The sequence below is a fragment of the Leifsonia williamsii genome (assembly GCF_030433685.1).
GTDB lineage: Bacteria > Actinomycetota > Actinomycetes > Actinomycetales > Microbacteriaceae > Leifsonia > Leifsonia williamsii.
This window is the reverse complement of record NZ_JAROCF010000001.1, coordinates 1,426,420-1,451,752: the sequence shown is the minus strand read 5'-3', so window position 1 is coordinate 1,451,752 and position 25,333 is coordinate 1,426,420. Positions and strand designations below refer to the sequence as shown.

The 25,333-nt window shown below is 72.6% G+C and carries 23 protein-coding genes; 7 read left to right on the top strand and 16 right to left on the bottom strand.

The genetic code is table 11. The annotated features are described in order from the left end of the window. Positions 1-33: 33 nt before the first annotated feature. The 4 genes from P5G50_RS06850 to P5G50_RS06835 all read right to left on the bottom strand — a co-directional run bounded on the left by P5G50_RS06850 (position 34) and on the right by P5G50_RS06835 (position 3,150). Entirely contained in the window at positions 34-1,350 is a 1,317-nt protein-coding gene (locus P5G50_RS06850; protein WP_301210629.1) for a glycosyltransferase, read from the bottom strand. Further along, positions 1,347-1,502, bottom strand: coding sequence for a hypothetical protein (locus P5G50_RS06845; protein WP_301210628.1), 156 nt, complete (start codon positions 1,500-1,502; stop codon positions 1,347-1,349). The genes P5G50_RS06850 and P5G50_RS06845 overlap by 4 nt, the downstream gene beginning before the upstream one ends. A 65-nt stretch (positions 1,503-1,567) precedes the next feature. Continuing rightward, positions 1,568-2,452, bottom strand: coding sequence for a Vgb family protein (locus tag P5G50_RS06840; protein ID WP_301210627.1), 885 nt, complete (start codon positions 2,450-2,452; stop codon positions 1,568-1,570). Next, positions 2,449-3,150 (bottom strand): PhzF family phenazine biosynthesis protein, encoded by a 702-nt coding sequence (locus P5G50_RS06835; RefSeq protein WP_301210626.1) that lies wholly within the window; start codon positions 3,148-3,150, stop codon positions 2,449-2,451. Before P5G50_RS06835 ends, P5G50_RS06840 begins: the two co-directional genes overlap by 4 nt. Positions 3,151-3,209: 59 nt before the next feature. Between P5G50_RS06835 and P5G50_RS06830 the strand changes: the two genes are divergently transcribed. Next, positions 3,210-3,425 carry a three-helix bundle dimerization domain-containing protein gene (locus tag P5G50_RS06830; protein WP_301210625.1) on the top strand — a complete coding sequence of 72 codons (216 nt, stop codon included), beginning with the start codon at positions 3,210-3,212 and terminating at the stop codon, positions 3,423-3,425. A gap of 39 nt (positions 3,426-3,464) precedes the next feature. On the opposite strand, the gene P5G50_RS06825 is transcribed toward P5G50_RS06830, so the two are convergent. After that, entirely contained in the window at positions 3,465-4,949 is a 1,485-nt protein-coding gene (locus P5G50_RS06825; protein WP_301210624.1) for an NAD-dependent succinate-semialdehyde dehydrogenase, read from the bottom strand. Next, positions 4,946-6,322 (bottom strand): 4-aminobutyrate--2-oxoglutarate transaminase, encoded by a 1,377-nt coding sequence (gene gabT, locus P5G50_RS06820; RefSeq protein ID WP_301210623.1) that lies wholly within the window; start codon positions 6,320-6,322, stop codon positions 4,946-4,948. Before gabT ends, P5G50_RS06825 begins: the two co-directional genes overlap by 4 nt. A gap of 92 nt (positions 6,323-6,414) precedes the next feature. Between gabT and P5G50_RS06815 the strand changes: the two genes are divergently transcribed. Next, positions 6,415-7,878, top strand: a complete 1,464-nt coding sequence (locus P5G50_RS06815; protein WP_301210622.1) for a PucR family transcriptional regulator — start codon at positions 6,415-6,417, stop codon at positions 7,876-7,878. 7 nt (positions 7,879-7,885) lie between these two features. Here the strand turns inward: P5G50_RS06815 and P5G50_RS06810 are convergent, their stop codons facing one another. Then, a complete protein-coding gene (locus tag P5G50_RS06810; protein WP_301210621.1) occupies positions 7,886-8,497 on the bottom strand; it encodes a VOC family protein in 612 nt (203 codons plus the stop codon). Between the two features lie 116 nt (positions 8,498-8,613). Between P5G50_RS06810 and P5G50_RS06805 the strand changes: the two genes are divergently transcribed. Beyond that, positions 8,614-9,534 carry an aldose 1-epimerase family protein gene (locus P5G50_RS06805; RefSeq protein ID WP_301210620.1) on the top strand — a complete coding sequence of 307 codons (921 nt, stop codon included), beginning with the start codon at positions 8,614-8,616 and terminating at the stop codon, positions 9,532-9,534. 643 nt (positions 9,535-10,177) lie between these two features. Here the strand turns inward: P5G50_RS06805 and P5G50_RS06800 are convergent. From P5G50_RS06800 to P5G50_RS06790, 3 genes are all read right to left on the bottom strand, one after another. Next, on the bottom strand, positions 10,178-11,545 hold the full coding sequence (locus P5G50_RS06800) for a flavin monoamine oxidase family protein (protein ID WP_301210613.1): 1,368 nt from the start codon (positions 11,543-11,545) through the stop codon (positions 10,178-10,180). A 120-nt stretch (positions 11,546-11,665) separates the two neighbouring features. Then, positions 11,666-12,796 carry a DUF998 domain-containing protein gene (locus P5G50_RS06795; protein ID WP_301210612.1) on the bottom strand — a complete coding sequence of 377 codons (1,131 nt, stop codon included), beginning with the start codon at positions 12,794-12,796 and terminating at the stop codon, positions 11,666-11,668. 116 nt (positions 12,797-12,912) lie between these two features. Further along, positions 12,913-15,315, bottom strand: a complete 2,403-nt coding sequence (locus P5G50_RS06790; protein WP_301210611.1) for an FUSC family protein — start codon at positions 15,313-15,315, stop codon at positions 12,913-12,915. Between the two features lie 57 nt (positions 15,316-15,372). On the opposite strand from P5G50_RS06790, the gene P5G50_RS06785 reads away from it, so the two are divergent. The 3 genes from P5G50_RS06785 to P5G50_RS06775 are packed head-to-tail and all read left to right on the top strand — an operon-like array spanning position 15,373 to position 18,866. Beyond that, complete coding sequence (locus P5G50_RS06785) at positions 15,373-16,074, top strand: hemerythrin domain-containing protein (protein WP_301210610.1); 702 nt, start codon at positions 15,373-15,375, stop codon at positions 16,072-16,074. 55 nt (positions 16,075-16,129) lie between these two features. After that, complete coding sequence (locus P5G50_RS06780; protein ID WP_301210609.1) at positions 16,130-18,136, top strand: potassium transporter Kup; 2,007 nt, start codon at positions 16,130-16,132, stop codon at positions 18,134-18,136. A 52-nt stretch (positions 18,137-18,188) separates the two neighbouring features. Beyond that, positions 18,189-18,866, top strand: a complete 678-nt coding sequence (locus P5G50_RS06775; RefSeq protein ID WP_301210608.1) for an NUDIX domain-containing protein — start codon at positions 18,189-18,191, stop codon at positions 18,864-18,866. Between the two features lie 13 nt (positions 18,867-18,879). On the opposite strand, the gene P5G50_RS06770 is transcribed toward P5G50_RS06775, so the two are convergent. The 6 genes from P5G50_RS06770 to P5G50_RS06745 all read right to left on the bottom strand — a co-directional run bounded on the left by P5G50_RS06770 (position 18,880) and on the right by P5G50_RS06745 (position 24,611). Then, positions 18,880-19,143: a hypothetical protein gene (locus P5G50_RS06770; RefSeq protein ID WP_301210607.1), complete on the bottom strand. Its 264-nt coding sequence runs from the start codon at positions 19,141-19,143 to the stop codon at positions 18,880-18,882. A 78-nt stretch (positions 19,144-19,221) separates the two neighbouring features. Next, positions 19,222-19,617 carry a hypothetical protein gene (locus tag P5G50_RS06765; RefSeq protein ID WP_301210606.1) on the bottom strand — a complete coding sequence of 132 codons (396 nt, stop codon included), beginning with the start codon at positions 19,615-19,617 and terminating at the stop codon, positions 19,222-19,224. Positions 19,618-19,633: 16 nt separating this feature from the next. Continuing rightward, entirely contained in the window at positions 19,634-20,572 is a 939-nt protein-coding gene (locus tag P5G50_RS06760; protein WP_301210605.1) for a DUF2599 domain-containing protein, read from the bottom strand. A gap of 121 nt (positions 20,573-20,693) precedes the next feature. Beyond that, complete coding sequence (locus tag P5G50_RS06755; RefSeq protein WP_301210604.1) at positions 20,694-21,461, bottom strand: SDR family NAD(P)-dependent oxidoreductase; 768 nt, start codon at positions 21,459-21,461, stop codon at positions 20,694-20,696. Positions 21,462-21,504: 43 nt separating this feature from the next. After that, positions 21,505-23,169, bottom strand: coding sequence for an amidohydrolase (locus P5G50_RS06750; RefSeq protein ID WP_301210603.1), 1,665 nt, complete (start codon positions 23,167-23,169; stop codon positions 21,505-21,507). Then, positions 23,166-24,611 (bottom strand): purine-cytosine permease family protein, encoded by a 1,446-nt coding sequence (locus P5G50_RS06745; protein WP_301210602.1) that lies wholly within the window; start codon positions 24,609-24,611, stop codon positions 23,166-23,168. The genes P5G50_RS06750 and P5G50_RS06745 overlap by 4 nt, the downstream gene beginning before the upstream one ends. A gap of 84 nt (positions 24,612-24,695) precedes the next feature. On the opposite strand from P5G50_RS06745, the gene P5G50_RS06740 reads away from it, so the two are divergent. Beyond that, positions 24,696-25,331 (top strand): TetR/AcrR family transcriptional regulator, encoded by a 636-nt coding sequence (locus P5G50_RS06740; protein WP_301210601.1) that lies wholly within the window; start codon positions 24,696-24,698, stop codon positions 25,329-25,331. The last annotated feature ends 2 nt before the right edge of the window (positions 25,332-25,333 follow it).

Sequence of the window (25,333 nt, the reverse complement as noted above, 5' to 3'; positions counted from 1 at the left end):
AACCGGATGACGACCATCAGGCGCCCTTCGTCGTCAGAGCTTGCCGTGGAGGGAGTCCGGGGTCAGCGCGACCTCGACCGACGCACGTGTGCCCCAGCTCCCCGACCGGAGGGTCGCCAGCGCGTAGAGGCGCAGCCACATCAGCAGCAGGATGTGCACGAGGCCGTACAGCGGAGAGATCAGGAAGCCGATCGTGCGGTCCTTCCTGCTCTGCTTGACCCCGGTGAGGTCGAGGTAGCGCACGGAGCGGGCGTAGCTGACCAGCGTGACGTACAGCAGATAGGGGCCGACGAGGAGGGAGCCCGTCAACGCGGGCGCGACGACGAGCGCCCAGCCGACCGCCACCGAGAAGACGGCCCAGGTCAGCATCTCGGTGGCCGTCAGCCAGAACGCCCACTTCGAGGCGGGCATGTGGAGCAGCACCCACAGCGATTCGCGGAAGAACGACTTGTTCCAGCGGACCTGCTGCCGCAGGAAGTGCCCCCAGCGCTCGGGGACCGCGGTGTACGCGATGGCTGTGCGCTGGAAGATCGCGCGCCCCTCCAGCAGCCCGTAGTTGGTCAACCGCCGGTCGTCGCCGAACACGGCAGGACGCCCGAGGAACGTCTGCGTGAGGAAGTCCTCCTTGTAGCGGTGGAGGATGTCCGTGCGGTACACCGACAGCGAGCCGCAGGCGCACAGCACCGAGCCGAGCGCCGAATAGGCCGCCCGCTCGAACAGGAACGCGTTCGCGTAGCGGATGTCGATGAGCCGGGTCAGCAGGTTGCGGTTGTGATTGAGGGCCAGCACCAGCCCGGTCACGACTGTGACGCGGGGGTCGAGGAACGGCACGAGCGCCTCCTCCAGCGCCCGCCGGTCCAGCACGGTATCGGAGTCGACGCCGACGAGGAGGTCGGTGCCGGACTGCGCCTCCAGGGCCGCGACGAGCGCCTCCCGCTTGCCGCGGTTCTGCGGGAAGGCGATGACCTCGAGGCGCACGCCGGCCTGCGCGAAGCGGGAGACCCAGCGCTCGGCCTCCGCGAGGGCCCGCGGGTCGGGCGAGCCGTCGTCGACGACCACGATCGACTGCGGCAGGCGCGTCTGCTGGAGCAGCGAGCCGAGCGCCGCCGCCAGCATCTCAGGATCCTCGTTGTAGACCGGGATCGCGACGCCGACGCGCAACGAGCGCAACCGCTCCAGCCGCCGCGCGGTGCCCGCCGGCCGGACCCCGCCGCGCCAGGACAGCACGAGCTTGATGGCCAGCAGGCTCATGACCGCCACGCCGTACCAGCTCGGGCCGCCTGCGGCCCACCAGAGCGCCGAGAGGGCGGTCAGGATCAGGGCGAAGGCGACGAACCCGACGCCCCTCACCGGTGCGCGCGACGTCGCGCAGCGAGCCGTGCGACGCCGATGCCGAGGACGATGGCGACGCCGGCTCCTGCCGCGACCCACCACAAGTCGAGGACTGCCGAGCCGATGACCACCGTGCCGAGACCGGTGAAGGCGAGGGATTCGTCGTACATGGGGGAACTCCTTGATCGTCAGGAGTTCCATATATTACATGCACAACATGTGTTACTTGGCCGGGTCAGGTGCTGACGAGTACTCCCGACTCGGCCGCGGACCACACCCGGCCCGCGCGGTCGACGGCGACGCCGTGCGGCTCGCGGGCGCCGTCGGGGAGCGGGCGCACCTCCACCTCCCCCTCGGCCGACACGTGCGCCAGAGCATGCGCACCCCAGAGGCTCACCCACACGCCGCCGTCGGGGTCCGCCGCCACCGCGTGCGGGCGGGCACCCTCGCCGAGCGGGATGATCGACACCGCCCCGTCGCGCGTGCGGCGGGCGAGCGCGTCGGCCCGGAGGAGCGCGACCCAGACGGCGCCGTCCTCCGCGACCGCGACACCGACCGGGCCCGAACCGGCGGGGAGCTCGGTGAAGACGATGGCCGCGTCGCCCCCGCGGACGTGCCCGAGCGCAGAGGCCGCATTGAGCGTGAACCAGATGCTGTCGCCGGAGGCCGCGACCATCGACACGAAGGAGCCTTCACGCCCGACCGGGTACTCCTCCACCCGCCCGAGGATGTCGACGCGGCCGAGCGCGTCGGCGCCCAGCTCGGTGAACCAGGCCGTGCCGTCGTCGAGGGCGACGACGCCGAACGGCTGGGCGCCCGAGGTCGGCACCGCGACCTCCCCGATGACCACCGGGCGGCCGCCCGCGGGACCCGGACCGAGGTGCAGCAGCCGGTCGCCGGCGGTGTCCGTGACCCACACCGTCGACTCCGTGGCCGCGGTCACGACCGACGGCTGCGACCCCTCCCCCACGGCGAGGAAGGCGACGGAGCCGTCGGCGTCGCGTCGGCCGACCCGGCCGCCGTGCACGAGGGTGAACCACACGGCGCCGTCCGCGGTCGCGGCGACACCGTACGGGCCCTCGCCCGGATCGCCGACGGGGATGCTCTCGAACGCCGTCACAGCGTGGCGTCGATGGTGCGGTCGTACACGGTCCGGCCGCCGACGCGCACCCAGCCGTCCTCGAGCAGCTCGGTCATCAGCTCGGAGCCGACGCCCTGCTCGATGCGCAGCGAGCGGCCCAGCCGCGCGGTGAGCGCGACGGCCGCTGCACCCGTGGCCTCGTCCTCGATGATGCCCATGTCGGGAGCGAACATGCGCGAGCGCAGACGCCCCTCCTCCTCGTCGATCCACGCGTACGCGTAATGGTGGCCGGTGGTGAATGCCAGAGCGTCGAGCGCCTCCACGTCCTCCGGGGACTGGAGCGGCAGCCACTCGAAGTCGGGCGCCCACTCGGCGCGGGCGCGGACCCAGGCGACCTCCTGCTCCTCGTCCACCTCGACCAGCACGTCGCCGGCCTTCTCGCGCAGCACGCCCACCGGGGTGCGCGACTCGGCCAGCCACCAGGCGGTGCCGACGCTGGGGTGGCCGGCGAACGGCAGCTCCCTGGCCGGCGTGAAGATGCGGATGGCGGCCTCGAACCGCTCCTCGTCGAGCTCGTCCACGAACACGGTCTCGCTGAACCCCAGGGCGGTCGCGATCGGCTGCTCGCGCTGCGCGGTGACGGCGGAGCTGCGCACGATGCCCAGCTCGTTGCCGTTCACCCCGCGCTCGTCGGTGAACACCCGGACCACTACGACTTCGATCGACTCGTCACTCATGGCACCAGCCTGGCATGGAGAGTGCCCGCCGTTCACTCCCGGGGTGCATAATCCACGGCATGACGATCGAGAAGAACGACATCCCCGAGGACGAGACGGTCGCCGTCGAGCACGCGGCGGAGCGCCTGGCCGAGCGGTTCCCGGAGGTCCCGCGCGCGCGGATCGACGAGCTCGTCGAGAAGCACCACGAGGAGTTCGACGACGCGGCGGTGCGCGACTTCGTTCCGGTGCTCGTGGAGCACGAGGTGAAGAAGGACCTCACCGCCGGGTCCTGAGCCCGTTCCCGGGCAGGTCGGCGGCGAGGCCCTCCTGGATCACGCCGGGATCAGCGTGTACTTGGTGCTCAGGTACTCGTGGATGCCCTCGAGGCCGCCCTCGCGGCCGAGGCCCGACTGCTTCACGCCGCCGAACGGCGCGGCGGCGTTCGACACCAGGCCGGTGTTGAGGCCCATCATGCCGGTGTCGATGCCGTCGATCATGCGCTGGCCGCGGGCGAGGTCCTGCGTGAAGACGTAGCCGACGAGGCCGTACTCGGTCTCGTTGGCGCGAGCCACGGCCTCCTCCTCGGTCGAGAAGGTGCCGATGGCGAGCACCGGGCCGAAGATCTCCTCGCGGAGGATGTCGCTGCCGGGCTGCACGTCCACGAGGACGGTCGGCTCGAAGAAGAAGCCGTCGCGCTCCGGAGCGCTTCCGCCGGTGAGCACGCGGGCCCCCCGCTCGACCGCGTCGGCGATGAGCGCGCCCATGGAGGCCACGGCGCGGTCGTCGATCAGCGGGCCGATGGTCACGCCGTCGTCGGTGCCGCGGCCGAGCTGCAGCGCCTCCACCCGCTCCGCGATGCGGCGGGCGAACTCGTCGGCGACGGACTCGTGCACGAGGAAGCGGTTGGCGGCGGTGCAGGCCTGGCCGATGTTGCGGAACTTCGCGAGCATCGCGCCCTCGACCGCCTTGTCCAGGTCGGCGTCCTCGAACACCACGAACGGGGCGTTGCCGCCGAGCTCCATGGAGGTGCGGAGCACGTTCTGCCCGGCCTGCGCGAGCAGCGAGCGGCCCACCGGCGTGGAGCCGGTGAACGACAGCTTGCGCAGCCGCGGGTCGGCGATGATGGGCTCGGAGAGGGCCCGCGCGTTGCTCGTCGGCACCACGTTGACGACACCCGCGGGCACACCCGCGTCTTCGAGCAGCTGCGCGAAGAAGAGAGTGGTCAGGGGGGTCAGCTCGGCCGGCTTCACGACGACCGTGCAGCCGGCGGCGAGCGCCGGCGCGATCTTGCGCGTGGCCATCGCGAGCGGGAAGTTCCACGGCGTGATCAGGTAGCAGGGGCCGACCGGGCGCTGCGAGACGACCATGGTGCCGGTGCCCTCGGGGTTCTGACCGAAGCGGCCGGAGATGCGCACCGCCTCCTCGGAGAACCAGCGCAGGAACTCGCCGCCGTAAGTGACTTCGCCGCCTGCCTCGGCCAGCGGCTTGCCCATCTCGAGCGTCATGAGGAGGGCGAAGTCCTCGCGGCGCTCCTGGAGCAGCTCCCACGCCTTCCGCAGGATCTCGGCGCGGACGCGTGGAGCGGTCGCCGCCCACGCGTCGGCCGCGGCCGCTGCGGCGTCGAGGGCGCGGACGCCGTCCTCGGGGGTGGCGTTCGCGATGCGCTTGATGACGCGGCCGGTGGCCGGGTCCTGCACCTCGATCTGCGGGGCGCTACCCGCCTCCCACGCACCTCCGATGAAGAGGCCGTCGGGGATGCGGGCGAGCAGCTCGGACTCGCGGGTCGTCAACTCGGGTGCCGTGTCGATCGCGGTCATGCGTTCGCCACCGCCTCCGCGACGACGTCCAGCCCCTCGATCAGGAGGTGGTCCGGGATGCTCAGCGGCGGAAGGAAGCGGATCACGTTGCCGTAGGTGCCGCAGGTGAGCAGCACGACGCCGGCCGCGTGGGCAGCGGCGGCGACCTTGCCGGTCAGCGCGGCATCCGGCTCCCCGGTCTCCGGGTCCATCAGCTCGATGGCGACCATGGCGCCGCGGCCGCGCACCTCGGCGACGCGCGGGTCGGCGTCGCGGAGGGCGCCCAGCTTCTCGAACAGGATCGTGCCGATCTCGCGGGCGCGCTCGACCAGGCCGTCCTGCTCGTACGTCTCGATCGCGGCGAGCGCGGCGACGCAGGCGAGCGGGTTGCCGCCGTAGGTGCCGCCGAGGCCGCCGACCTGCGGCGCGTCCATGATCTCGGCGCGGCCGGTGACCGCCGAGAGCGGGAGGCCGCCGGCGATGCCCTTCGCGGTGACGATCAGGTCGGGGGTGATGCCGAACTGCTCGGAGGCGAACATGGTGCCGGTGCGGGCGAAGCCCGTCTGCACCTCGTCGGCGATGAAGACGACGCCGTTGGCGTTCGCCCACTCCTGGAGGGCGGGGAGGAAGCCGTCGGCCGGGACGATGAAGCCGCCCTCGCCCTGGATCGGCTCGATGATGACCGCGGCCAGGTTGGCGGCGCCGATCTGCTTCTCGATCATCGAGATGGCGCGCTTCGCCGCCTCCGCACCGGTCAGGCCGCCGTCGCGCAGGGGGTAGCTGAGCGGGGCGCGGTAGATCTCGGGCGCGAACGGGCCGAAGCCGTTCTTGTACGGCTGGTTCTTGGCGGTGAGGCCCATCGTGAGGTTCGTGCGGCCGTGGTAGGCGTGGTCGAACGCGACGACGGCCTGCTTGCCGGTGTAGTGGCGGGCGATCTTGACCGCGTTCTCCACCGCCTCCGCACCGGAGTTGAACAGCGCGCTGCGCTTGGCGAAGTCGCCAGGGGTGAGCCGGTTGAGCGCCTCGGCTACGTCGACGTAGGAGTCGTAGGGCGCGACGGTGAAGCAGGTGTGTGTGAAGGCGGCGACCTGCGCGGTCACGGCCTCGACGACGCGCGGCGCGGAGTTGCCGACGCCGGTGACGGCGATGCCGGAGCCGAAGTCGATGAGCGAGTTGCCGTCGACGTCGACCAGCACGCCGCCTCCCGCCGCGACGGCGAAGACGGGGATGGTGGCGCCGACGCCGGCGGCGACGGCCTGCGCCTTGCGCTCGGAGCGCTTACGCGACTCCGGGCCGGGGATCGGGGTGACGAGCCGGCGCTCCTGCGGGAGCGACGGTCCGCCGGTGGGAGCGCCGACGACGCCCGGGCTGGTGAGAGGCGGAGTGATGGTCATGCGGGAATCGTAAGAAGCGGTCGCCTCCTCTCGCCTGGACGCCACGTACAATTCTGGCGTCAGGGATCGACACCCTGGCGGATCGGATGGACATGCCCGCGACGCTCGCCCAGCTCCTCGCCCGGCCGGAGCTCGACCTCCGCCTCCTCACGCCCGCCGGTGTCGGCGCGCTCGACACCCCCGTGCCGTGGGCGCACAGCTCGGAGCTCGCCGACCCGACGCCGTTCCTCTCCCCCGGCCAGGTGCTCCTGATCACCGGGACGCCCGAGGAGGTCGACCCGTACGTCGAACGGCTGGTGTCGCACGGGATCGCAGGGCTGGGCTTCGGCACCGAGGTGGTGCGTGCCGGCACCCCGGAGCCGCTGGTCGAGGCGTGCACGCGGCACGGCCTCCCCCTCTTCGAAGTGCCGTACCGGACGCCGTTCATCGCCATCGCCCGGTTCTTCGCCGACCGGGTGGCCGCCGACCAGTACGCGCGGAACACCTGGGCGCTGCGGGCCTCGCGTGCGATCTCGCTCGCGGCCCTGCGGCCCGACCCGCTCGCGGCCGTGCTGTCGGAGCTCGCCCGCCAGATCGACCGGCCGGTGGCGCTGATCGGCGCCGACGGAGCGCTCGACCGGATCGCTCCGTCGGGAGCGCTGCGGGCGGAGGCGAGGGAGGCGCTCCGCGCGGCCGCCGATCCCCTCCTGCGCAGCCGCCGCCGGGCCGCGGGCAGCGCGACCACCGATGCCGGGCCGTTCGCGCTGCAGACCCTCGGGGCGGCGGGGAGGCTGCGCGGTGTGCTCGCGGTCGGTTCCGACGGACTCGACCAGGCGGCGCAGCAGGTCGTCACCGGCGTGGTGGCCCTCGCCGGACTGGCGCTGGAGCAGAGCCGGGCGGCGGACGCCGCGCGGTCGCGGCTGCGCACCTCCGTCTGGCGGGCGCTGCTGGCCGGCGAGACCGAGCTGGCGGCGGCGGTGGCCGAGCCCGCGCTGGGGCCCCTGCCGGAGCCTCCCGTACGCGTGACCGCCCTGACCGGAACGGCGCTGGCCGCCGCGACGGACTGGCTCGAGACCAACGGCGGCGGTTTCTTCGCCCGCGACGGGCACGAGCTGGTGCTGCTGGAGTCGGCGTCGGCGGACGCGGCGCCCGCGGCCGAGCTGGCGGCGCGGTTCGGCCTGCGCGGCGGCGTCTCGGGCCCCGCCCCGCTCACCGGGCTGCGCGCGGCGCTCGGGCAGGCGGAGGTCGCGCGCGGCCGGGCGAGCGCCGACGACCCGGTGCCGGCGTTCGACGACGTGGCCGCGGCGGGCATGCTCGCACTGCTGCAGACACCCGACGCCAGGGCCGTCGCCACGACCGCGCTCGCCCCGCTGACGGAGGCCGACCCCACCCTGCCCGGGACGCTGCGGATGTGGCTCGACTGCGACGGCGTCTACGACGTGGCGGCCAAACGGCTCGGGATGCACCGGCACACGCTGCGGGCGCGCGTGGCGGAGGCGGAGCGGCTGCTCGGGCGGGACCTGTCGGGGTTCGCGGCGCGGGCGGACCTGTATGCGGCGCTGCGGGCGGCGGGGTGAGGGAGGCTCATGCCTCCCGCGTCTCCTCCCACACGAAGCCGTCGGGATCGGTGAACGCCGGCCCGCGCCCGCCGATCAGGATGCGGTGGGAGCCGCTGCCCTCCTCCGGCACGCCGGCCGACTTCGCGAGCGCCCGTCGCTTGTACAGGCCGAAGCCGATGCCGTCGCCCATGTCGAAGTCCACGAACGACCCGATGCTCTTGTTGACCTTCAGCCCGCGCTCGACGTACAGGCGCTTGCTCGCCGCCACATCCTCCACGCCGATGAGGAGGACCAGGTGCTCGAAGGCGCGCTCGGCGGGGCGGGCGTCCTTCTTGGCGGAGGTCGCGATGTTCCACAGGGCGCCGTCGGGAGCCTCCACGATGCCGCCGAAGCCCCAGAGCGACTTCTTGGGCGGGACGACGGTGCGGGCGCCGGCGTTGAGCGCCGACGCGATGAAGGCCTCCGCGTCTCCGGGCTGGGCCACCGTCAACGAGAGCGTGTAGCCGCGGAAGCCGCTGCTCGGCGAGGCGCCCTCACGGAACCGCACCTGCCCCTCCAGCCCGAAAGCGTCCCGGTAGAACCGCTCGGCTGCTGCTGCGTCCGTCACCTCGAGGGTGACATGGTCGATGTTCGTCATGCAGACCACGGTAGGGAGCGCTGCGCGGGCGGCGCTTCTCCAAAGCTGCTTCGTGCGGAACCGCTTCGTGCAGAACCGCTTTGTGCCGTCGCGCCCGTTCTCGCCAGAATGGGCGAATGAGCACTCCGATCTCCGGCACCCACTTCGGCCTCACCGCGGGCGACTATCACGCGACGATCGCGTCGGTCGGCGCCAGCCTCCGCACCCTGGAGCACCGCGGACGGCCGCTCGTCGTGCCGTTCGACGCCGACGAGGTGCGGCCCGCGTACCGGGGAGCCACGCTCGCGCCCTGGCCCAACCGGGTGGTCGACGGCCGCTACACGTTCGCCGGGGTGGAGCAGCAGCTGCCGCTGACCGAGCCGAACCGCGGGCACGCCCTGCACGGGCTCGTCAGCTGGCTCGACTTCGCGGCGGTGGACCGGTCCGGCGACAGCGCGACGTTCGCCGCGACGATCGAGGCGCAGGCGGGCTACCCGCACCGGGTGGAGGTCACGGTCGCCTTCCGCCTGGACGAGCAGGGCCTCCACACCACCGTCACCGGCACGAACACCGGCCCGACCGCTGCGCCGTGGGGCACCGGGCCGCACCCGTACCTCGTCGCGGGCGACGGGCGCGTCGACGACTGGACGCTCAGCCTCCCCGCGTCGCAGGTGCTCACCGTCACCGAGGACCGGCTGATCCCGACCGGGCTGGTCCCGGTCACCGAGGAGGGTGGCGTCTTCGACTTCCGGACGCCGCGGGTGATCGGCGACACCTTCATCGACCACGCCTTCACCGGGCTGCGGCGCGGCGAGGAGGGCGAGGCCGTGGTGCGGCTGACGACGACCGACGGCAGCGGTGTGGAGGTGTCGTGGGACTCCTCGTGCCCGTGGGTGCAGGTGCACACGGCCGACCAGCCGGACCCGGCCAGCTCGCGCCTCGGGCTCGCGGTCGAGCCGATGACGTGCCCTCCTGACGCGTACAACTCGGGGACCGACCTGATCGTGCTGGAGCCGGGAGCGTCGGCGTCGGCGTCGTGGACCATCCGGGCGGTGTGAGGCGCGGCGTCGCGGTCGGCGGGTGACTCCGGAGGTTCGCCGCTCGTAGCGCGGAGTGTCCGGATCTACGTGCGTTCGGAGCCGCGCGGGCGGTGAGGTCCGGAGTTAGCGGCGTGCCTCGATGCGTGCGCGCAACTCCGGAGATGGCGGCCGAGATCGGCACGAAGCAACCTTAACTCCGGAGAAGTGGGCCGCGTGGGGCGCGATCTCCGGAGTTGGCAACGGGTGGTGGGGATGGCGGGCCGTGGCGGAGGCGGGCCGTGGCGGAGGCGGGGCGCGAGCCGGGCCGTGGCGGAGGCGGGCCGGCCGGGCCGCCGGGCCGTGCGCAGAGTGATGCCCCCGGCTGAACCCGAAACAGCCGGGGGCACAGGCGCGGCACGCTAGGTCGCGCCACGCCGCGGAACGACCTGTACCCGTTCAGGAACCGCCCGCTACGAGAGCCGGACGAAGTCGACGGCGTCTCGTAAGGCGATCCTACACGTCTGATTGCACATTTCACAGCCTTTCGAGGGGCTATGAATGCATTTCGGCGGGCGGCGACATGTGGAACGGGCCGGCCCCTCCCGGGCCGGCCCGTCCGATCCTCCGCATCCACGGGAGGTGTGGAGCACGCGGCCCTCCACGACGGGCCGCGCGCCGTCTGTCAGCGGGCGGCGCCCGCCAGGGTCTGCACGATCGCGGCCGCCGTCTCGCGGCCGACGCGGATCGCGCCGTCCACATGCTGGTAGCCCTTGCCCGCCATGTCGCTGCAGGAGAAGTGGATGGGCCCGACCGGCTTCCGGAGGTCGGCGCCGTAGCGCGCGAGGCCGCCCATGTCGAAGCTGGCGGCGTAGGCGCCGCGGGTCCACTCCTCGCTGCCCCAGTCGCTCTCGTAGTAGACGACCGGGTTCAGGGCCTGCTCGCCGTAGTAGTGCGACAGCGACTCGAGGATGCGCGCCTTGCGCTCCTCCGGGCTCAGTCGGAAGACATCGTCGGCGGCCTCGTCGGAGACGAAGCCGACGAGCGTGCCGCGCGGGTCGCCGTGGTAGCTGTTGTCGTACGCCTCGTGCACGAGCTCGAACGGGCTGAACGCGGTGCCCGAGTACCCGGCCTCGCGCCAGAACGGTGTCTCGTAGACGGCGTGCACCTTGATGACGAAGCCCATCGAGAGGTGCTGGTGCAGCTGCTGCTGCCGGCGGGGCAGCGGCGGCTCGTACGAGATGCGGCTGATCAGCACGGGCGGCACGGCGAGGACGGCGAAGCGCGCCTTCACCTGGAGGGTGTCGGTGATCGCGGTCACACCCTCCTCGTCCCAGCGCACCGTGCGCACGGGCGATCCGAGGTGCACGTCGTCGCCGAGGCGCTGGGCCAGGAGCAGCGGGACCTGCTGGAGGCCGCCCTTCACGCGGCGGTCGAGGATGAAGTCGGCGTCGACGAGGTTCGAGAAGCTGCCGGCGCTGGCGGCCATGAGCAGGGCCTGCAGCGCCGAGAAGGCGTGGGCGGGCTTGGTGAGCATCGCGCCGGCGATGAACATGCCGATGTTGCGCCGGGCCTCCTCGTCGTCCGTCTGGGTCTCGAGCCAGCGGCGGAACGAGATCTCGTCCAGCTCCTTGGCCTGCGGGTGCTTCCAGGGCGCCTCGGGGTCGATCTCGGCGACGAGCGCGTCGAGGCGCTCGATGAGGCCGACGATCTCGCGCTCGGTGGCGGGGGCGACGGGGAAGATCTCGCCCTCGAAGGTGCGGCGCTCGCCGTTCGCGCCGAGGTAGACGTTGAGGCCGTCGCGGTAGCGCGGGTAGGTCTCCAGGCCGAGGTCGGCGAGCGTCTCGATCAGGGCGTCCTGGTCGGGCGAGACCCACTGGCCGCCGATCTCGAGGGTCGCGCCGTCGATGTCGTCCGTCCACAGGCGGCCGCCGACGCGGTCCCTCGCCTCGAGGACGGCGACCGTCAGGCCGGCCTTGGTCAGTTCCGTCGCGGCCGTCAGGCCGGATGCGCCAGCGCCGACGATGACGACGTCACGTTCGATGCTGTCCATGGCTATCACTCCTCACCGGGGTCAGGGCTCCGGGTCACCGCGATGCTAGGCGCGCACCCGCGGCCTCCGGCTGTACAGGCTGTCGAAGGAGGGAGCGGCGGATCGACGACGCGTACGTCCTCACCCGGCGGCGGGTGTCTCGGCGGGTGTGTCGGGCGGGCCATCGACGGGCTCCCGCGGGGTCGCCGCGGCACCGATGCGCAGGTAGACGATCAGCCAGGAGAAGACGAGCACGCCGGCCACGAGCTCCGTCGCCGTGAGCACGTAGTACCCGATCACGTAGAAGACGGCCATCACGACGATGGCGGCGAAGAAGACGTAGCCGAGGAGGAAGAAGGATCGTGGGGCCCGGGGAACGGCCGACCGCACCCAGAACACGACGAAGGAGAACGTCAGCAGCATCCCGACGGCAGACACGTTGTGGAGGATCGCCGACACGTTGAGCGGGAAGAGGCCGACCCCCGCGAGCAGCACCCCGATCAGGATCAGGCACACGCGGATGCGCAGCGCGGCGGCGTGCTGCCGCGGGTCGGCGATGCCACGGGCGTCGGTCGCGTAGCGGGCGATCGCGGTGACGATCACGCCGGCGACGATCAGGGTGAGGTTGAAGGTCAACGAGGAGACGCTCTGCGACATCCCGAGGGCGCTCAGGTGCAGGTGCCACCAGTGCGGGTCGGGTGCCGACAGCATGCTGGCGAGCAGCCCGACGATCGCAAAGACGGCGAGCACGGTCGACAGCCGCAGGAGGTTCATCCCCGCCGCCGAGAGGAACGCCGTGTACGCGGTCACCCCGCCGATCGCCCCGGCGAGGACCGAGCCCGCCAGCCAGTAGACCTGGGCGTCCTGGAAGCCGTCGGCCAGCACCGCGCCGAGCGCCACCCAGCCCAGCAGCGCGATCACGGCGTGCGCGACGGCGATGACGATGGTGTCGAAGACGTCGACGCCGGAGGCGCGGGAGCCCGTGCGGAACGGGGTCAGCCCCTCCCGCGGCCACCACCTCCCGCCCAGGTAGGCGGCGAGCGCGAGCACCGCGGCGACGAGAGCGGCCGTCTGCGAGAGCGAGCCGGGACCGTCGATGGGGAGGCTGCGACCCCAGAAGGCGAGGAGGCCGATCACGAGCGCGACGACGAAACCTCCGGCGGCGACCACGATGGCGGCGCCCTCGCGGCTGAGGGCGGGGGTGCGGGTGGAGCGCGGGGTGCGTGCGCTCCCTGCTCCCGGTTGCTGCGGATGCGGCTGTGTGGCGACCATGGCGCGCTCCCTCCCTCGACCCCGTCACGGCCGGGAGGGTCGTGACGCGGGCAGCGTAACGCCGCGCCGCGGGGTGCGGCTACGGCGCCGTTCGCCCGGTGGGCCGCGCGGCCGCGTCAGGCGCCGATGCGGGGCGCGGTGTCGTCGCGGAGGGTGCCGACCGGGGTGACGATGGCGCGCTCGAGGCGGCGGACCACCTCCAGGTAGTCGGCGGTCCAGATGAGGCGCACAACGGTGGGGCGACGGGATCGCGCGGGAGGCGCGGCCGACGCCGCAGCGATCGCCGCCGCCGCGAGCCGCTCCACGGCGGTGCGGTCGGCGTCGTCGGGCTCGGGGAGGGGGTCGCCGGCGACGAGCCGCGCGGCCAGTTCGGCATACCAGCGTTCGAGGTGGTCGAGGGAGGCGGCCACGTCGCCGCGGGCGGCGTCCGCGGCGAGCGGATCGATCGCCTCCACCCGCCAGAGCTCGAGCACGGCATCGCTCACGAGCCGCACCTGCGCCACGCCGGCGACGGCGGACGAGATCTCGGCGAGCGGACGGCGCTTTGCTCCACGGTCGGCCAGGTAGGTGCGGAACGCATCGTCGAGGCGGCGGGACGCGGCCGCGGCGCGGAGGGCGTGGGCGCGTGGATCGGAGGTGGGATCCAAGGGCTTCCCCAGCCCTGCGGCGACGGCGGCGCGGAGGTAGCGGACGCCCTCCAGGTACGCGTCGGCGAGCGCCTTGCGGAGGGAGGCGGCGGCGCCGCGGGGCCAGAACAGGGCGCCGACGACGAGGCTGACCGAGCAGCCGAGGGCGATGTCCTCGATGCGGATGAGGCCGACCGTCCAGCCGGCCGGCGCGATGATGTTGAACAGCAGGACCAGCAGCACGGTGAACGCCGCCTGCCCCGCCGTGAACGAGATCGCGGCCGGTGCGACGCCCGCCACGAGGATGGCCAGCGGCAGCACGATCAGGAGCAGGGTCGGCCCTCCCCCGGCCAGCAGGAACATGAGACCGGCGCCGAGGACCACGCCCGCTGCGGTGCCGAGCACGCCGCGGAGCACGGTCTGCCCGGTGCTGAGCGCGCTCGACCGGAGGACCGAGAGCGTGCCGAGCACCACCCAGAACGAGTGCTCGACGCCCGAGACCTTCGCGAGCAGTACGGCCAGCCCGAGCGCGACGGCCCCGCGGATGCTGTTGCGCAGCCAGACGGAGTTGCGGCCCGCGTAACCGGTGGCACGCTCGGCCGCCGCGCCGACCGGGCCGCGCAGGTCGCCGGGCTGCCGGCCGAGCATCCGCTGCCACCAGCTGCGCCGCTCCGCCCGCGCGGTGAGGGCGATGTTGCGGCCGACGGCGGCGACGGCGAAGGCGAGCTCCTGCGCCCGGAAGCCGGGGTCGAGGGCGGTGACCATCGCGGGGGCCGTGCGGGGTGGGGCGGAGGTCGCGGCGTCGGGCGTCCGGGCGGTGGCAGTGGTGTCGTCGTCGTGGTCCGCGTCGTGGTCTGCGTCGGCGTCGCTCAGGGTCGTCGACTCGACCACGGCGCGCGCGGCGGCGAGGCGGTCGAGGGCGGCCTCCACGGGGCGAGGGTCGCCGGCGTGCTGGGCGAGCAGGACCGCACCCTCGTCGAGGACGTCGGCCGCGGCGCTCCTGACGCGGCGGGCGGCGGCGATGGCCGGGGTGAGGGCGACCGGGGCGGACGCGGGAGCGGCGGCGGCCGTCGCAGCTCCGGGCGGCCTCCCGGACGGGCCGAGGACGGCATCCAGCCAGGTCAGCTCGTCGACCAGGCGCACCACCGTGCGAGCCGGTGTGCTCAGGCCGGTCGGGCGATACGGCGTCGTCAGGAAGGACTCGTGCAGCGCGGCCACGGCGTCGTCGGCGGCGGAGGCGGTGCGAGCGGCCTCCTCGGCGGCATCGGCGTCCGCGTCGGCCGCACGCGCCGCGACCTCGGCGCGGAGGCGGACGGCCAACGCGCGGCACGCCTCGACGGCCGGGCGGCGCAGCGGCTCGCGGGTCGGCGCCGGCCAGAGCACGGTGATCGCGACGATGCTGACCGCCGAGGCGATCCCCCAGCCGAGCAGGCGCGGGCCGATCGACTCCGGGGTGCCGGGGAGGGTGACCGGGAGGATGAACGCGAGCAGCAGGGAGGTGCCGGCCGATGCCGTGACCGAGCTGACCGATCCGGCGAACAGCACGACGAATCCCACGGCGGCCATGGCGACCGCCGACAGCCACACCGGCTGCGCCGCGAGGGTGCCGAGCACGACGAGGACCGCCCCGGCGAGCGCGAGCGCGGTCTGGGCCTGCACCCGTTCGCGGAGGGGCCCGCCGAAGTCGACGAACAGCAGCAGGGCGAACGTGCCGAACGCCGAGAAGATCGCGACGTCGGGGCTCCCGATCACGCGGCTGCCGAGGAGGAACAGCAGCGGCATCAGGATCGCCGCCCGGCCGGCCCTGCGCAGCGCGCCGAAGCCGGGATCGTGGCGCGCGAGCCAGGCGGTGACGCGTACGGGGCCTCCCTCCAGCCGGGCGCCGGAGCGCACGACGGCTCCCGCACACCCTAGTCGTGCAGGGGCGGCGGGGAGTCGTAGAGTTCGCGCATGTCAGCCACACCTCTGCCGTCGTCGGGCGCCTCGCCGCTCGACGGGCCGGTCACCTGCGACGCCAGCGGGATGATCGAGATCCACCGCCTGTTCCGGCACTCCTTCGGCGAGGCCGCCGCGCTGGTCGACGGTGTCGCGGAGGGCGATACGGCCCATGCCGCGGTCGTCGCCGATCAGCTGCACCTGATCTCCGCCTCCCTGCACGCGCACCACGAGGCCGAGGACGAGCGTCTCTGGCCGGCGATCGACGAGCGGGCGCCGTCGTGCGCCCTCCACGTCGAGCGGATGAAACGCCAGCATGCAGAGATGCTTGTCCACCTGAACGCGCTCGACCGCGCGGTCGCGGTCTGGCTGGTCGACCCCACGCGGACCGCCGCGCAGCCGGTACGCAGCGCCCTGGTCGGCATCAACGCGTCGCTCGCGGAGCACCTCCCCGACGAGGAGACGAACATCGTCCCCGTGATGGAGCACACGATCACCGAGCGCGAGGTGGACTGGTTCGCCGAGCACGGCCGGGCGAGCACGCCGAAGGGGCAGCAGTGGAACATGCTCGGCGCGATCCTCGACGCCCAGCCCGACGGCGGCGCGGAGTGGAAGAAGAAGCACCTGCCGGCGCCGGCGGTGCTCGCGTGGCGATGGATCGGCGCGCCGCGGTACGCGCGGTACCGGGCGGCGCTGGAGGGGCGGGTCACGCGCTAGAAGACCGACCGGGCGGACGACGCCGGCCGCGTCCTTCCGGGGTACCGTGACGGCAATGAGAGGAACAGCCTCCAGCGGAACGGGCCGCCCTCCCGCCACCGGCGCGCAGGGAGCGGGAGCGGCCGGCGGCTCGATCCCGCCGAAGCGCCCCGGGCCGAAGCAGCCCCTGCCGCACCGGCCGCCCGCCCTCGCGGCGGCCGCGCTGGCCGCGCTCGGCGTGGTGTTCGGCGACATCGGCACCAGCCCGCTGTACGCGCTGAAGACGGTGTTCCTGCTCGACGGCGGTGCCGTGCGGGCCGACGAGGGCGACGTGTTCGGGGTCATCTCGCTGATCGTGTGGAGCACGACGATCATCGTGTCGATCAAGTACCTCGGCATCCTGATGCGGGCGGACAACGACGGCGAGGGCGGCGTGATGGCGCTCGCCGCGCTGGCGCAGCGGCTCTACAAGGACAAGGCGGGCAAGGCGGGCATCCTGCTGGTCATCGGCATCGTGGGCGTCTCGCTGTTCTACGGCGACTCGATCATCACGCCCGCGATCAGCGTCCTCTCGGCGGTGGAGGGCCTCCACGTCACCGTGCCCGCGATCTCGCACCTCGTCATCCCGATCGCCGCGGTCATCCTGGTCGCGCTGTTCGCGGTGCAGCGGTTCGGGACGGGCCGGGTCGGCGTGCTGTTCGGCCCGGTGATGGTGCTGTGGTTCGTCGTCCTGGCTGCCGCGGGCCTCGGGATGGTCGTGCAGTATCCCTCCGTGCTGCTCGGGCTCTCGCCGACGTACGCGATCGCGTTCGTCATCGCGCATCCGGCGATCTCGTTCATCGCGCTCGGGGCCGTGGTGCTGGTCATCACCGGGGCGGAGGCGCTGTACGCCGACATGGGCCACTTCGGCCGGGCGCCGATCCGCCGGGCCTGGTTCTTCCTGGTGTTCCCCGCCCTGACCATCAACTACCTGGGCCAGGCGGCACTGGTGCTGCACCATCCCGCGGCGAAGGCCAACCCGTTCTTCCTGATGATCCCGGACTGGGGCCGGCTGCCGGTCGTCGTCCTGGCCACCGCTGCGACGGTGATCGCCAGCCAGGCCGTCATCTCGGGGGCGTTCTCGCTGTCACGGCAGGCGGTCCAGCTCGGCCTGCTGCCGCCGCTCACCATCCGGCAGACCTCGGAGCGGGAGGGCGGCCAGATCTACCTGCCGGCCGTCAACATGCTGCTCTTCATCGGCGTGATGGCCGTGATGCTGGCGTTCGGATCGTCCGACCGCCTGTCGACCGCGTACGGCATCTCGGTCACCGGCGCGCTGGTCGTCGACACCCTCCTGCTGCTCCTCGTCGCCCGGCCGCTCTGGCGGTGGGCGCCGTGGAAGATCGTGCTCGCGGCGGTCGCGTTCGGCGGGCTGGAGCTCGCGTTCCTCGCCGGCAACCTCTCCAAGATCATCAACGGCGGCTGGGTGCCGCTGCTGATCGCGGCCGCCGTCATCCTGGTGATGACGACGTGGCGGCGCGGCCGTCAGCTCGTGCAGCTCGACCGGGAGAAGAAGGAGGGGTCGCTCACCGCCTTCGTGGAGGAGCTGCGCACGGCCGACCTCCCCCGCGTGCCCGGCATCGCGATCTTCCCGCACCCGAACAAGGACAGCACCCCGCTCGCGCTGCGGGCCAACGTGAAGCACAACCACGTGCTGCACGAGCACGTGATCATCGTGTCGGTGAGCACGGCGCCGGTGCCGCACGTGCCGCCGGGCGACGCCTTCGTCTATGACGACCTCGGGTACGCCGACGACGGGATCGAGCACCTCAGCATCCGCTTCGGCTTCTCGGACGAGCCCGACATCCCCCGGGCGCTGCGGACGGCGTGCCGGACCGGGGTGCTGCCGCTGCAGCCGGGCGACTTCACGAACGCGTCGTACTTCATCTCCCGCGGCGCCATCCGCACCACCAAGCACAAGGGCATGGTGCCGTGGCGCCGCTCCCTCTTCGTCGCCCTCGCCCACAACGCGGCCAACCCGGCGGCGCGGTTCGGACTGCCTCCGCTGCGGACCGTGACGATGGGGAGCGACGTCGAGATCTGAGCGGGCTCCCGGACCGGTCTTCGGGTCGGCGGGCTCCCCTAGACTCGGGGCGATGAGCGAAGACAGCGCCACCGGCACCCCCGGCGTCGACCTCCCCGACCGCCGCGGCCGCACCGGCCTGGACCGCGCCGGCCGCGACCTCGACGGCAACCCGCGGGTGCGCGTGCGCGACGTACGGGTGCTCGCCTCCAACTGGTACGTCACCCGCGCCACCACCCTCGACTACCAGCGCGCCGACGGCAGCTGGGAGGCGCAGGAGCGCGAGACCTACGACCGCGGCGACGGCGCGTGCCTGTTCCTGTACGAGCCGGAGGCGCGGACGGTGCTGCTCGTGCGGCAGTTCCGCTACCCCGCCTACGTCAACGGCCACCCTGACGGCATGCTCGTGGAGCTGCCCGCCGGCCTGCTCGACGACGACGCGCCCGAGGAGGCGATCCGCCGCGAGGTGCAGGAGGAGGTCGGCCTCGCGGTCGGCACGGTGGAGCCGGTCTTCCAGGTCTACATGAGCCCCGGCTCGGTGACCGAGCGCCTCCACTTCTTCGCCGCCCCCTACCGCCGCGGCGACGTGATCCACGGCACCCACGGCGGGCTGGCCGACGAGGGCGAGGACGTGGAGGTGCTGGAGCTGGCCTTCGACGACGCCCTCACCCGCATCGGCACGAACATCGTGGACGCGAAGACGATCATGATGCTGCAGTGGGCGGCGTTGCGGGGGCCGTTCGCGGCATAGCTCGTGCGCGCGCTCAGGCCAGGAAGAGGTAGTGCAGCACGACCCCGATCGCTCCGACGGTACCGACGATCACGAATGAGCCCCTAGGCGCGCGGGCGAACGCCCAGTCGACCGGCTTCCGCCACCACGGCAGCTCCCGCGCTTCGCCCACCCAGGTCTCGCCGTTGTAGTACATCCACAGCTTCGAGGGCGGCGGGAAGGCGTAGTAGCCGCGCACGGCTGCGTCGGGGGTGGGAGGGACGTGCTCGCCGTGCTCGCGCGGCGGCTCCTCGTCCATGGGTCTCATTATGGCGATCGCCGCCCTTCTGCGGCGCTCGCCCAGCGGCGGGATGACCGCACCGCCCGACGTCCCGCCTCAGCGGCGCCGTCGCAGCATGGTCACGACCAGCCACACGAGCCCCGCGACAGAGACCACCGCGGCGCCGAGCAGGAACACGGAAGCCACCGCTCCGACCACGATCAGCAGGACGGGAGCGACCGCGCGCACGTTCGTACCGCGCGCCCGACGCACCGTGACGATCATCGCTGCCACGAACGTCACGAGGGCCGAAACCACCAGCACCCACGACGCTGCGGACAGCGCCGAGACGTCATCGACAGCCGCTCCGGCGGGGGCGCCCGCTGCTTCGTCGGCACGGTAACCGGCGACCGTGCCTGTCACGACGCCCGTCACGACCGCGACCGCCGTCAGAGCCCACAGGGTGACCACCGAGGCCACGCCGCTGTGCGTAGCCACGCTGTTGCGTCGCATCACCGCTCCCCTCGCCTCAGTTGCACTGCGAAGCCATGAACGAGAGGTACCCCTTGTCGCGGGCGTACGCCTCGAGGTTCCACGAGCTCTTGAACGTCGTCAACGGGCGATAGTCGTAGTGGCAGAGGAACTGGTTCTCCAGAGTCGCCGTCTGCGGGATGCCTCCTTTGCTCTTCGCCTCGGACCAGGCGGCCCAGCGCGCGAGGGCGCCTGCTCCCCCTCGACCCCACCAGGTCGGGAACACGCTGTAGCGGTATCCCTTGCCGCTGATCCAGGCTTTCGACACCTTGTCGATCAGGGCGATGCCCAGCCACGGGTCCGCGACCATCGGGTACTGCGCGGAGTCGGGCGAGGCGACTGACTGGACGAGGGAGTCACCGTCCAATCGGTAGGACGTCGGCACGTCGCGTCCCTCGGCGTCCTTCGCCCACGGCGGGCGGATGCCGAGGAGGAAGTCGCCGCCGGGGGCGGTCGCCACGACTCCGCCATCGGCCGTCATCGAGAGAACCGCCCCCTCGGGCAGATCGAGCGGATAGGTGAACTCATGCGGTGCGGAGGCCGAGTCGATCACCGTCTGGATCCGCACCGAACCGTCTTCGACGACCTGTGCCGCGACATCCACCCCGCTCCCCGGATCCGCCCGGTAGACGACCGTTCCGTCGTCGGCAACCTCTGGCCGACCCGTGGAAGTCTCCTCAGGAAGTCCGACGCCGACTTCGATGCCCGTCGAGGAGTCGGAGAGGGAGAGGCCGCCGCCCTCGACCGGCAGCTCCACGCTGATGGCCTCGTCACGCGACTCCGCGACCAAGACGCCCCGGGAGACCTCGGGTTCAGCCAGCGGCGCATCGGGCGCGGCCGCCGCGATGAGCTCGGCGACGTCGGCGCCGCCACCGTTCTGAAACCCTTCGCCGTCTACGGCCGCCGCACTACTCACGGCGCCGACGACGACGACCATCGCCGCGATCAGGCCGCCAGCCAGCACATTTCTTCGGTGTCGCATAGAGAATCCCCTTGTCGCAGATGTAACATTTCTCACGTTAGTAGAACGCTTTGTCTGCACACAAGAGCCGGCTCGCCTAGAACAGCGTGTACCCGCCATCGATCGTCACGATCGATCCGGTCATGAAGCTGGAGGCGCCCGAGAGCAGGAAGACCGCCGCGGGGCCCAGCTCGGCCGGCAGGCCGTAGCGCTTCAGGGCGGCGGGGGCGACGCAGTCGGCGTAATACTCGGGCTGGTCGACCGGGGACTGCTCGGTGAGGAAGTAGCCGGGGGCGACCGCGTTGACGCGGATGCCGCGGTCGGCCCACTCGGCGGCGAGCGCCTTCGTCAGCTGGTGCACGGCGGCCTTCGACGCCAGGTAGGGCGCCTGCCAGCGCGGGCGGTTCACGATCTCTGCCGACATCGAGCCGACGTTGAGGATGGTGGCGTCGGCGCCCTCGGGGAGCCGGCGGGCGAACTCCAGCGAGCAGTTCCAGACGCCGTCGACGTTGGTGCCCATGACCGTCCGGTAGACCTCGGGGGTCGTCTCCAGCGCGGTCGCGCCGATGGAGACACCGGCGTTGTTGATCAGGCCGGTGATCGGTCCGAACTCCGACTCCGCCGCGGCGAAGGCGCGCGACACGTCCTGCTGGTCGGTCACCTCCAGCGCGTCGCCGCGCGCGCGGAGGCCGCGCGAGCTCAGCTCGGCCGCCGCCGCCTCCGCCTCATCCCGTGAGCGGGCGGTGATCGTGACGGCCGCCCCGGCCTCGGCCACGGCCTCCGCCATCGCCCGGCCGAGGCCGCGCCGGCCGCCGGTCACCAGGATGTGCCGGCCGTCGAGGCGGAAGGCGTCGAGCGTACTCATGCGGGCTCCTCAGGGTCGTCGGAGCTCCATCCTCCCAGCTGGATCACGCCCGGTACCGCGACCGCCCCGCCACGATCGTCTCCACGACGTGCGCCTGCAGCAGCGAGGCCGGCCCCTCCGCGAAGACGTCGGCGTCGAGGATCGCGAGGTCGGCGGCCTGCCCCGGCGCGATCCGGCCGCGCAGGTCGGCGTCGCCGACGGACGCGGCCGCGTCGCGGGTGGCGTGCGCGATGGCGTTCTCCAGCGGCACCGCGTGCTGCGGCTGCACTGCGGCGATCGCCGGGTTCAGGGCGGAGGCGCGCGTCGAGGCGACATACATATTCGCGAGCGCGTGGTGCGGCGCCGTCGGGGAGTCGGTGGAGAACGCAAGGAGGGTGCCGGCATCCTCGTACTCCGGCCAGGGGAACGCGCGCTCGACGCGGTCGTCGCCGAGCATCTCCACCCAGTTCTCGAAGATCGCGGGGTCGGAGTGCACCGGCTGCATGGACGCGGTGACGCCGAGCCTCGCCATCCGCTCCGCGGTCCCGGGAGCCGCGTACTCGAGGTGCTCGATGCGGTGGCGGCGGGGGCGGTCGCCGTTCTGCGCGACGGCGTGCTCCAGAGCGTCGAGCGCGATCTGGCTCGCGTAGTCGCCGATCGCGTGCTGGGCGATCTGCAGCCCGGCCGCGTCGGCCGCGACGACGACCGGCTTCAGCCGTTCGAGCGGCCAGATCGGATCGGCGTTCGAGCCGTCGGCGTACGGCTGCCGCATCGCCGCGGTGCACGCGTCGATCACCCCGTCGAGGATGAGCTTGATGCCGACCACACGCAGCCAGGGCGTCGCGGGCTCGGCGGCCAGCTCGGCCGCGTGCGCGACCTGCGCCACGTTCGCCGCGTCGTCGCCGGTGTTGGTCACCAGCCAGTGCGCGGCGACGCGGATCGGCAGCTCGCCGCCCCGGCGCTCCTGCGCACGGCGCAGCGCCGCGAGGCCGTACTCGTCCATCGCCATGTCGACCACGCCGGTGACGCCGGTCGCGAGGTAGGCGGCGAGCGCGCGCTCCACCTGCGCATCGCGGTCGTCGTCGGTGGTGGCGGCGTCGCGCTGCGCCCACGCGTACTGCGTGGCGGCGGTCTCCAGCAGCAGGCCGGTCGGCTCGCCGGCGGCGTCGCGGACGATCTCGCCGCCGATGGGGTCGAGGGTGTCGCGGGTGATCCCGAGCTCGGCCAGCGCGGCGGCGTTGACCCAGCAGGAGTGGTAGTCGTTGGCATCCAGGTACACCGGGATGTCGGAGACGGCGGCGTCGATCATCGCCGCGGTCGGCATCCCGCCCGGGACGATGTCGAACAGCCAGCCGCGCCCCCGGAGGACCGTGGCGGTGGGGTCGGCCGCGCGGGCCTCCCGCAGCATCCGCTGCAGGTCCGCCAGGTCGCGCGCCTCGGTCAGATACACCTGGGCGAGGGCGGCGCCCATCATGAGCAGGTGCGTGTGGGCGTCGGTGAAGCCCGGCAGGACCAGGCGGCCGTCGAGGTCGACGACGCGGTCGGCGGCGGGCGCGTCGGCCGGGTCGCCCACCCAGCTGATGGTGTCGCCGGTCACGGCCACGGCGCCGGCCCACGAGGCGGCCGGATCGGTGGAGGCGGTGAAGACGCGGCCGCCGCGGTACAGGGTGGTGGAGCCGGTGGCGGTCTCGGTCGTCGCGGTGGCGGTGGTCGTGCGGGGCCCGTTCACTTGCGCCCCTCCTCTCCGAGTCGGGTGCGGGTGAGCAGTGCGTAGGCGGCCGCGGCGACGAGCATCCCGACCGGGACGGACAGGTCGATGTGGCCGGTGGCCTGGGCGATCGGTCCGGCCCAGACGTCGGTCGCGAGGCACAGCGCGGTGACGAGGCCGCCGAGCAGCAGCGCGGTGATGCCCGGGATGCTCCATCCGCCGGTGAACCAGTACCGTCCGCCGCGTCGCGCGTCGAACAGGTCGACGCTGTCGTAGACGTACCGGCGGCGGAGCACGTCGACCGTGTAGATCGCCATGGCCGGGCCCGACACGATGACGAGGAACTGCAGCAGGAGGTTCGCGGCCTCCAGCAGGCTCGACGACAGCACCAGATAGATGGTGAGCGCCGTGCCGACCACGCCGACGATGATGGCGGCGGGGATGCGCTTCAGCCGGAAGCCGATCGCCTGCAGCGCCATGCTCGACGTGTACGTGGTCATGGCGTTCAGGGCGATGGTGTTGACGATCACGCCGAGGACGAGCACCGGGCCGACCCAGGCGGGCAGGAGGTCGAACAGCGCCACGTCGATCCCCGCGTCGAACGCGCTCGCCTTCAGGCCGGTCGCCATCAGCACGCCGACGCCCGTGAAGACGACGAACGGCAGAGCGCCTCCGAGGGCCGTGGCGGCCGCGATGTGCGACGGCTTGGTCGTCCGCGGCAGGTAGCGCGCGATGTCGGGGCTGTTGATGAACGAGAGCGGCGTGGAGGCGAGGATCGTGAAGCCGATCGACACAGCGGACCAGAGAGCGCCTCCACTGAGCGGCTCGGCCGGGTGGTACGACCAGTCGACGGTCGGGAGGATGAACGCCGACACGAGCACGAAGATCGCGAACAGCACGATCGCCATGATCGGGTACACCCGCAGGATCAGTCCGTGCCCGAAGATCGCGACGAGGATCGTCACCGCCGACACCACGACGGTCACGCCGATCGGCACCCACACCGGGTCGTCGAGCCCGATGCGGCGCAGCAGATCGGCGCCCATGAACGAGGACGCGAGCCAGGTCAGCGACAGGAACACCGCGCCGATGAACCAGCCGACGAAGGCGACGAACAGCTTGTTGCCCACGATGCCGTACATCGCCCGCGTCACCACCGATCCGGAGGTGCCAGCGGCGGGACCGCTGGCCGCGATGACGCCGGGGAACACCCAGAGCAGCGCGGCGGCGAGGATGACCGCGATGGCCTGCCACACCTCCAGCCCGAGCAGGATCAGGGTCGCCCCGATCGTGAAGTTGAGGATGCTGACGCCCGGCGCCGCCCAGACGAAGAACAGGTCGCGGGCGCGGCCGTGCCGCTCCGCGTCGGAGACGACCTCGATGCCGCGGGTCTCGGGCTGGGTCGGCGCGTCGGCGAACCGCTCGGCGGCGGCCGTCTCGGCGTCGGTTGGTGCTGGGGACATGGCGTTCCTCTCTGACACAGCATCATCGCTGTTGGTCACGTGCCCAATACGCGTGTTGGTCGCCTATTCAATAGCATGGGTGCCATGGAGTCAAGAGCGACTGCTCCCGATGTCGGCAAAGCCGCCCGGATCCGCAAGCCGGCGCGGGAGCGGCGGGAGGAGATCCTCGCGACCGCGGCCGTCATCGCGCTCGACGAGGGGCTCGAACGCATCACGCTGCGGGCGGTCGCGACCCGGCTGGGCGTGCGCCCCGGGCTCATCTCGCACTACTTCCCCGCCGCGGAGGACCTGGTCGAGGAGGCGTTCGTGCGCGCCGCGACGATCGAGCGCGAGCGCTTCTTCCCGCCCGACGGGCCTCCGCTGGAGCGGATGCGCCACTTCGTGCACCACATCGAGACCGGGGTGTCGCTGCCGCTGGCGCGGCTGTGGCTCAACGCGCGGCATCTCTCGCGCTTCGCGCCGGCGCTCGAGGCGACGCTGCAGGAGCAGGACGCACTCGACCGCGCCCGGCTGCGCGCGCTCGTCGAGGACGGCATCGCCACCGGCGACTTCGCCCGCGTGGACCCCGAGGCCGCCAGCATCCGCATCCTCATCGCCGTCGATGGAGGCGGCTCCTACGTCAACAGCACCGCCGACCTGAGCGACCCCGCGCAGGTGCACTTCGTCGCGGACGTCGTGGAGTGGACGCTGGGCCTGGAGGCGGGGTCGCTGCGGGGCTGACC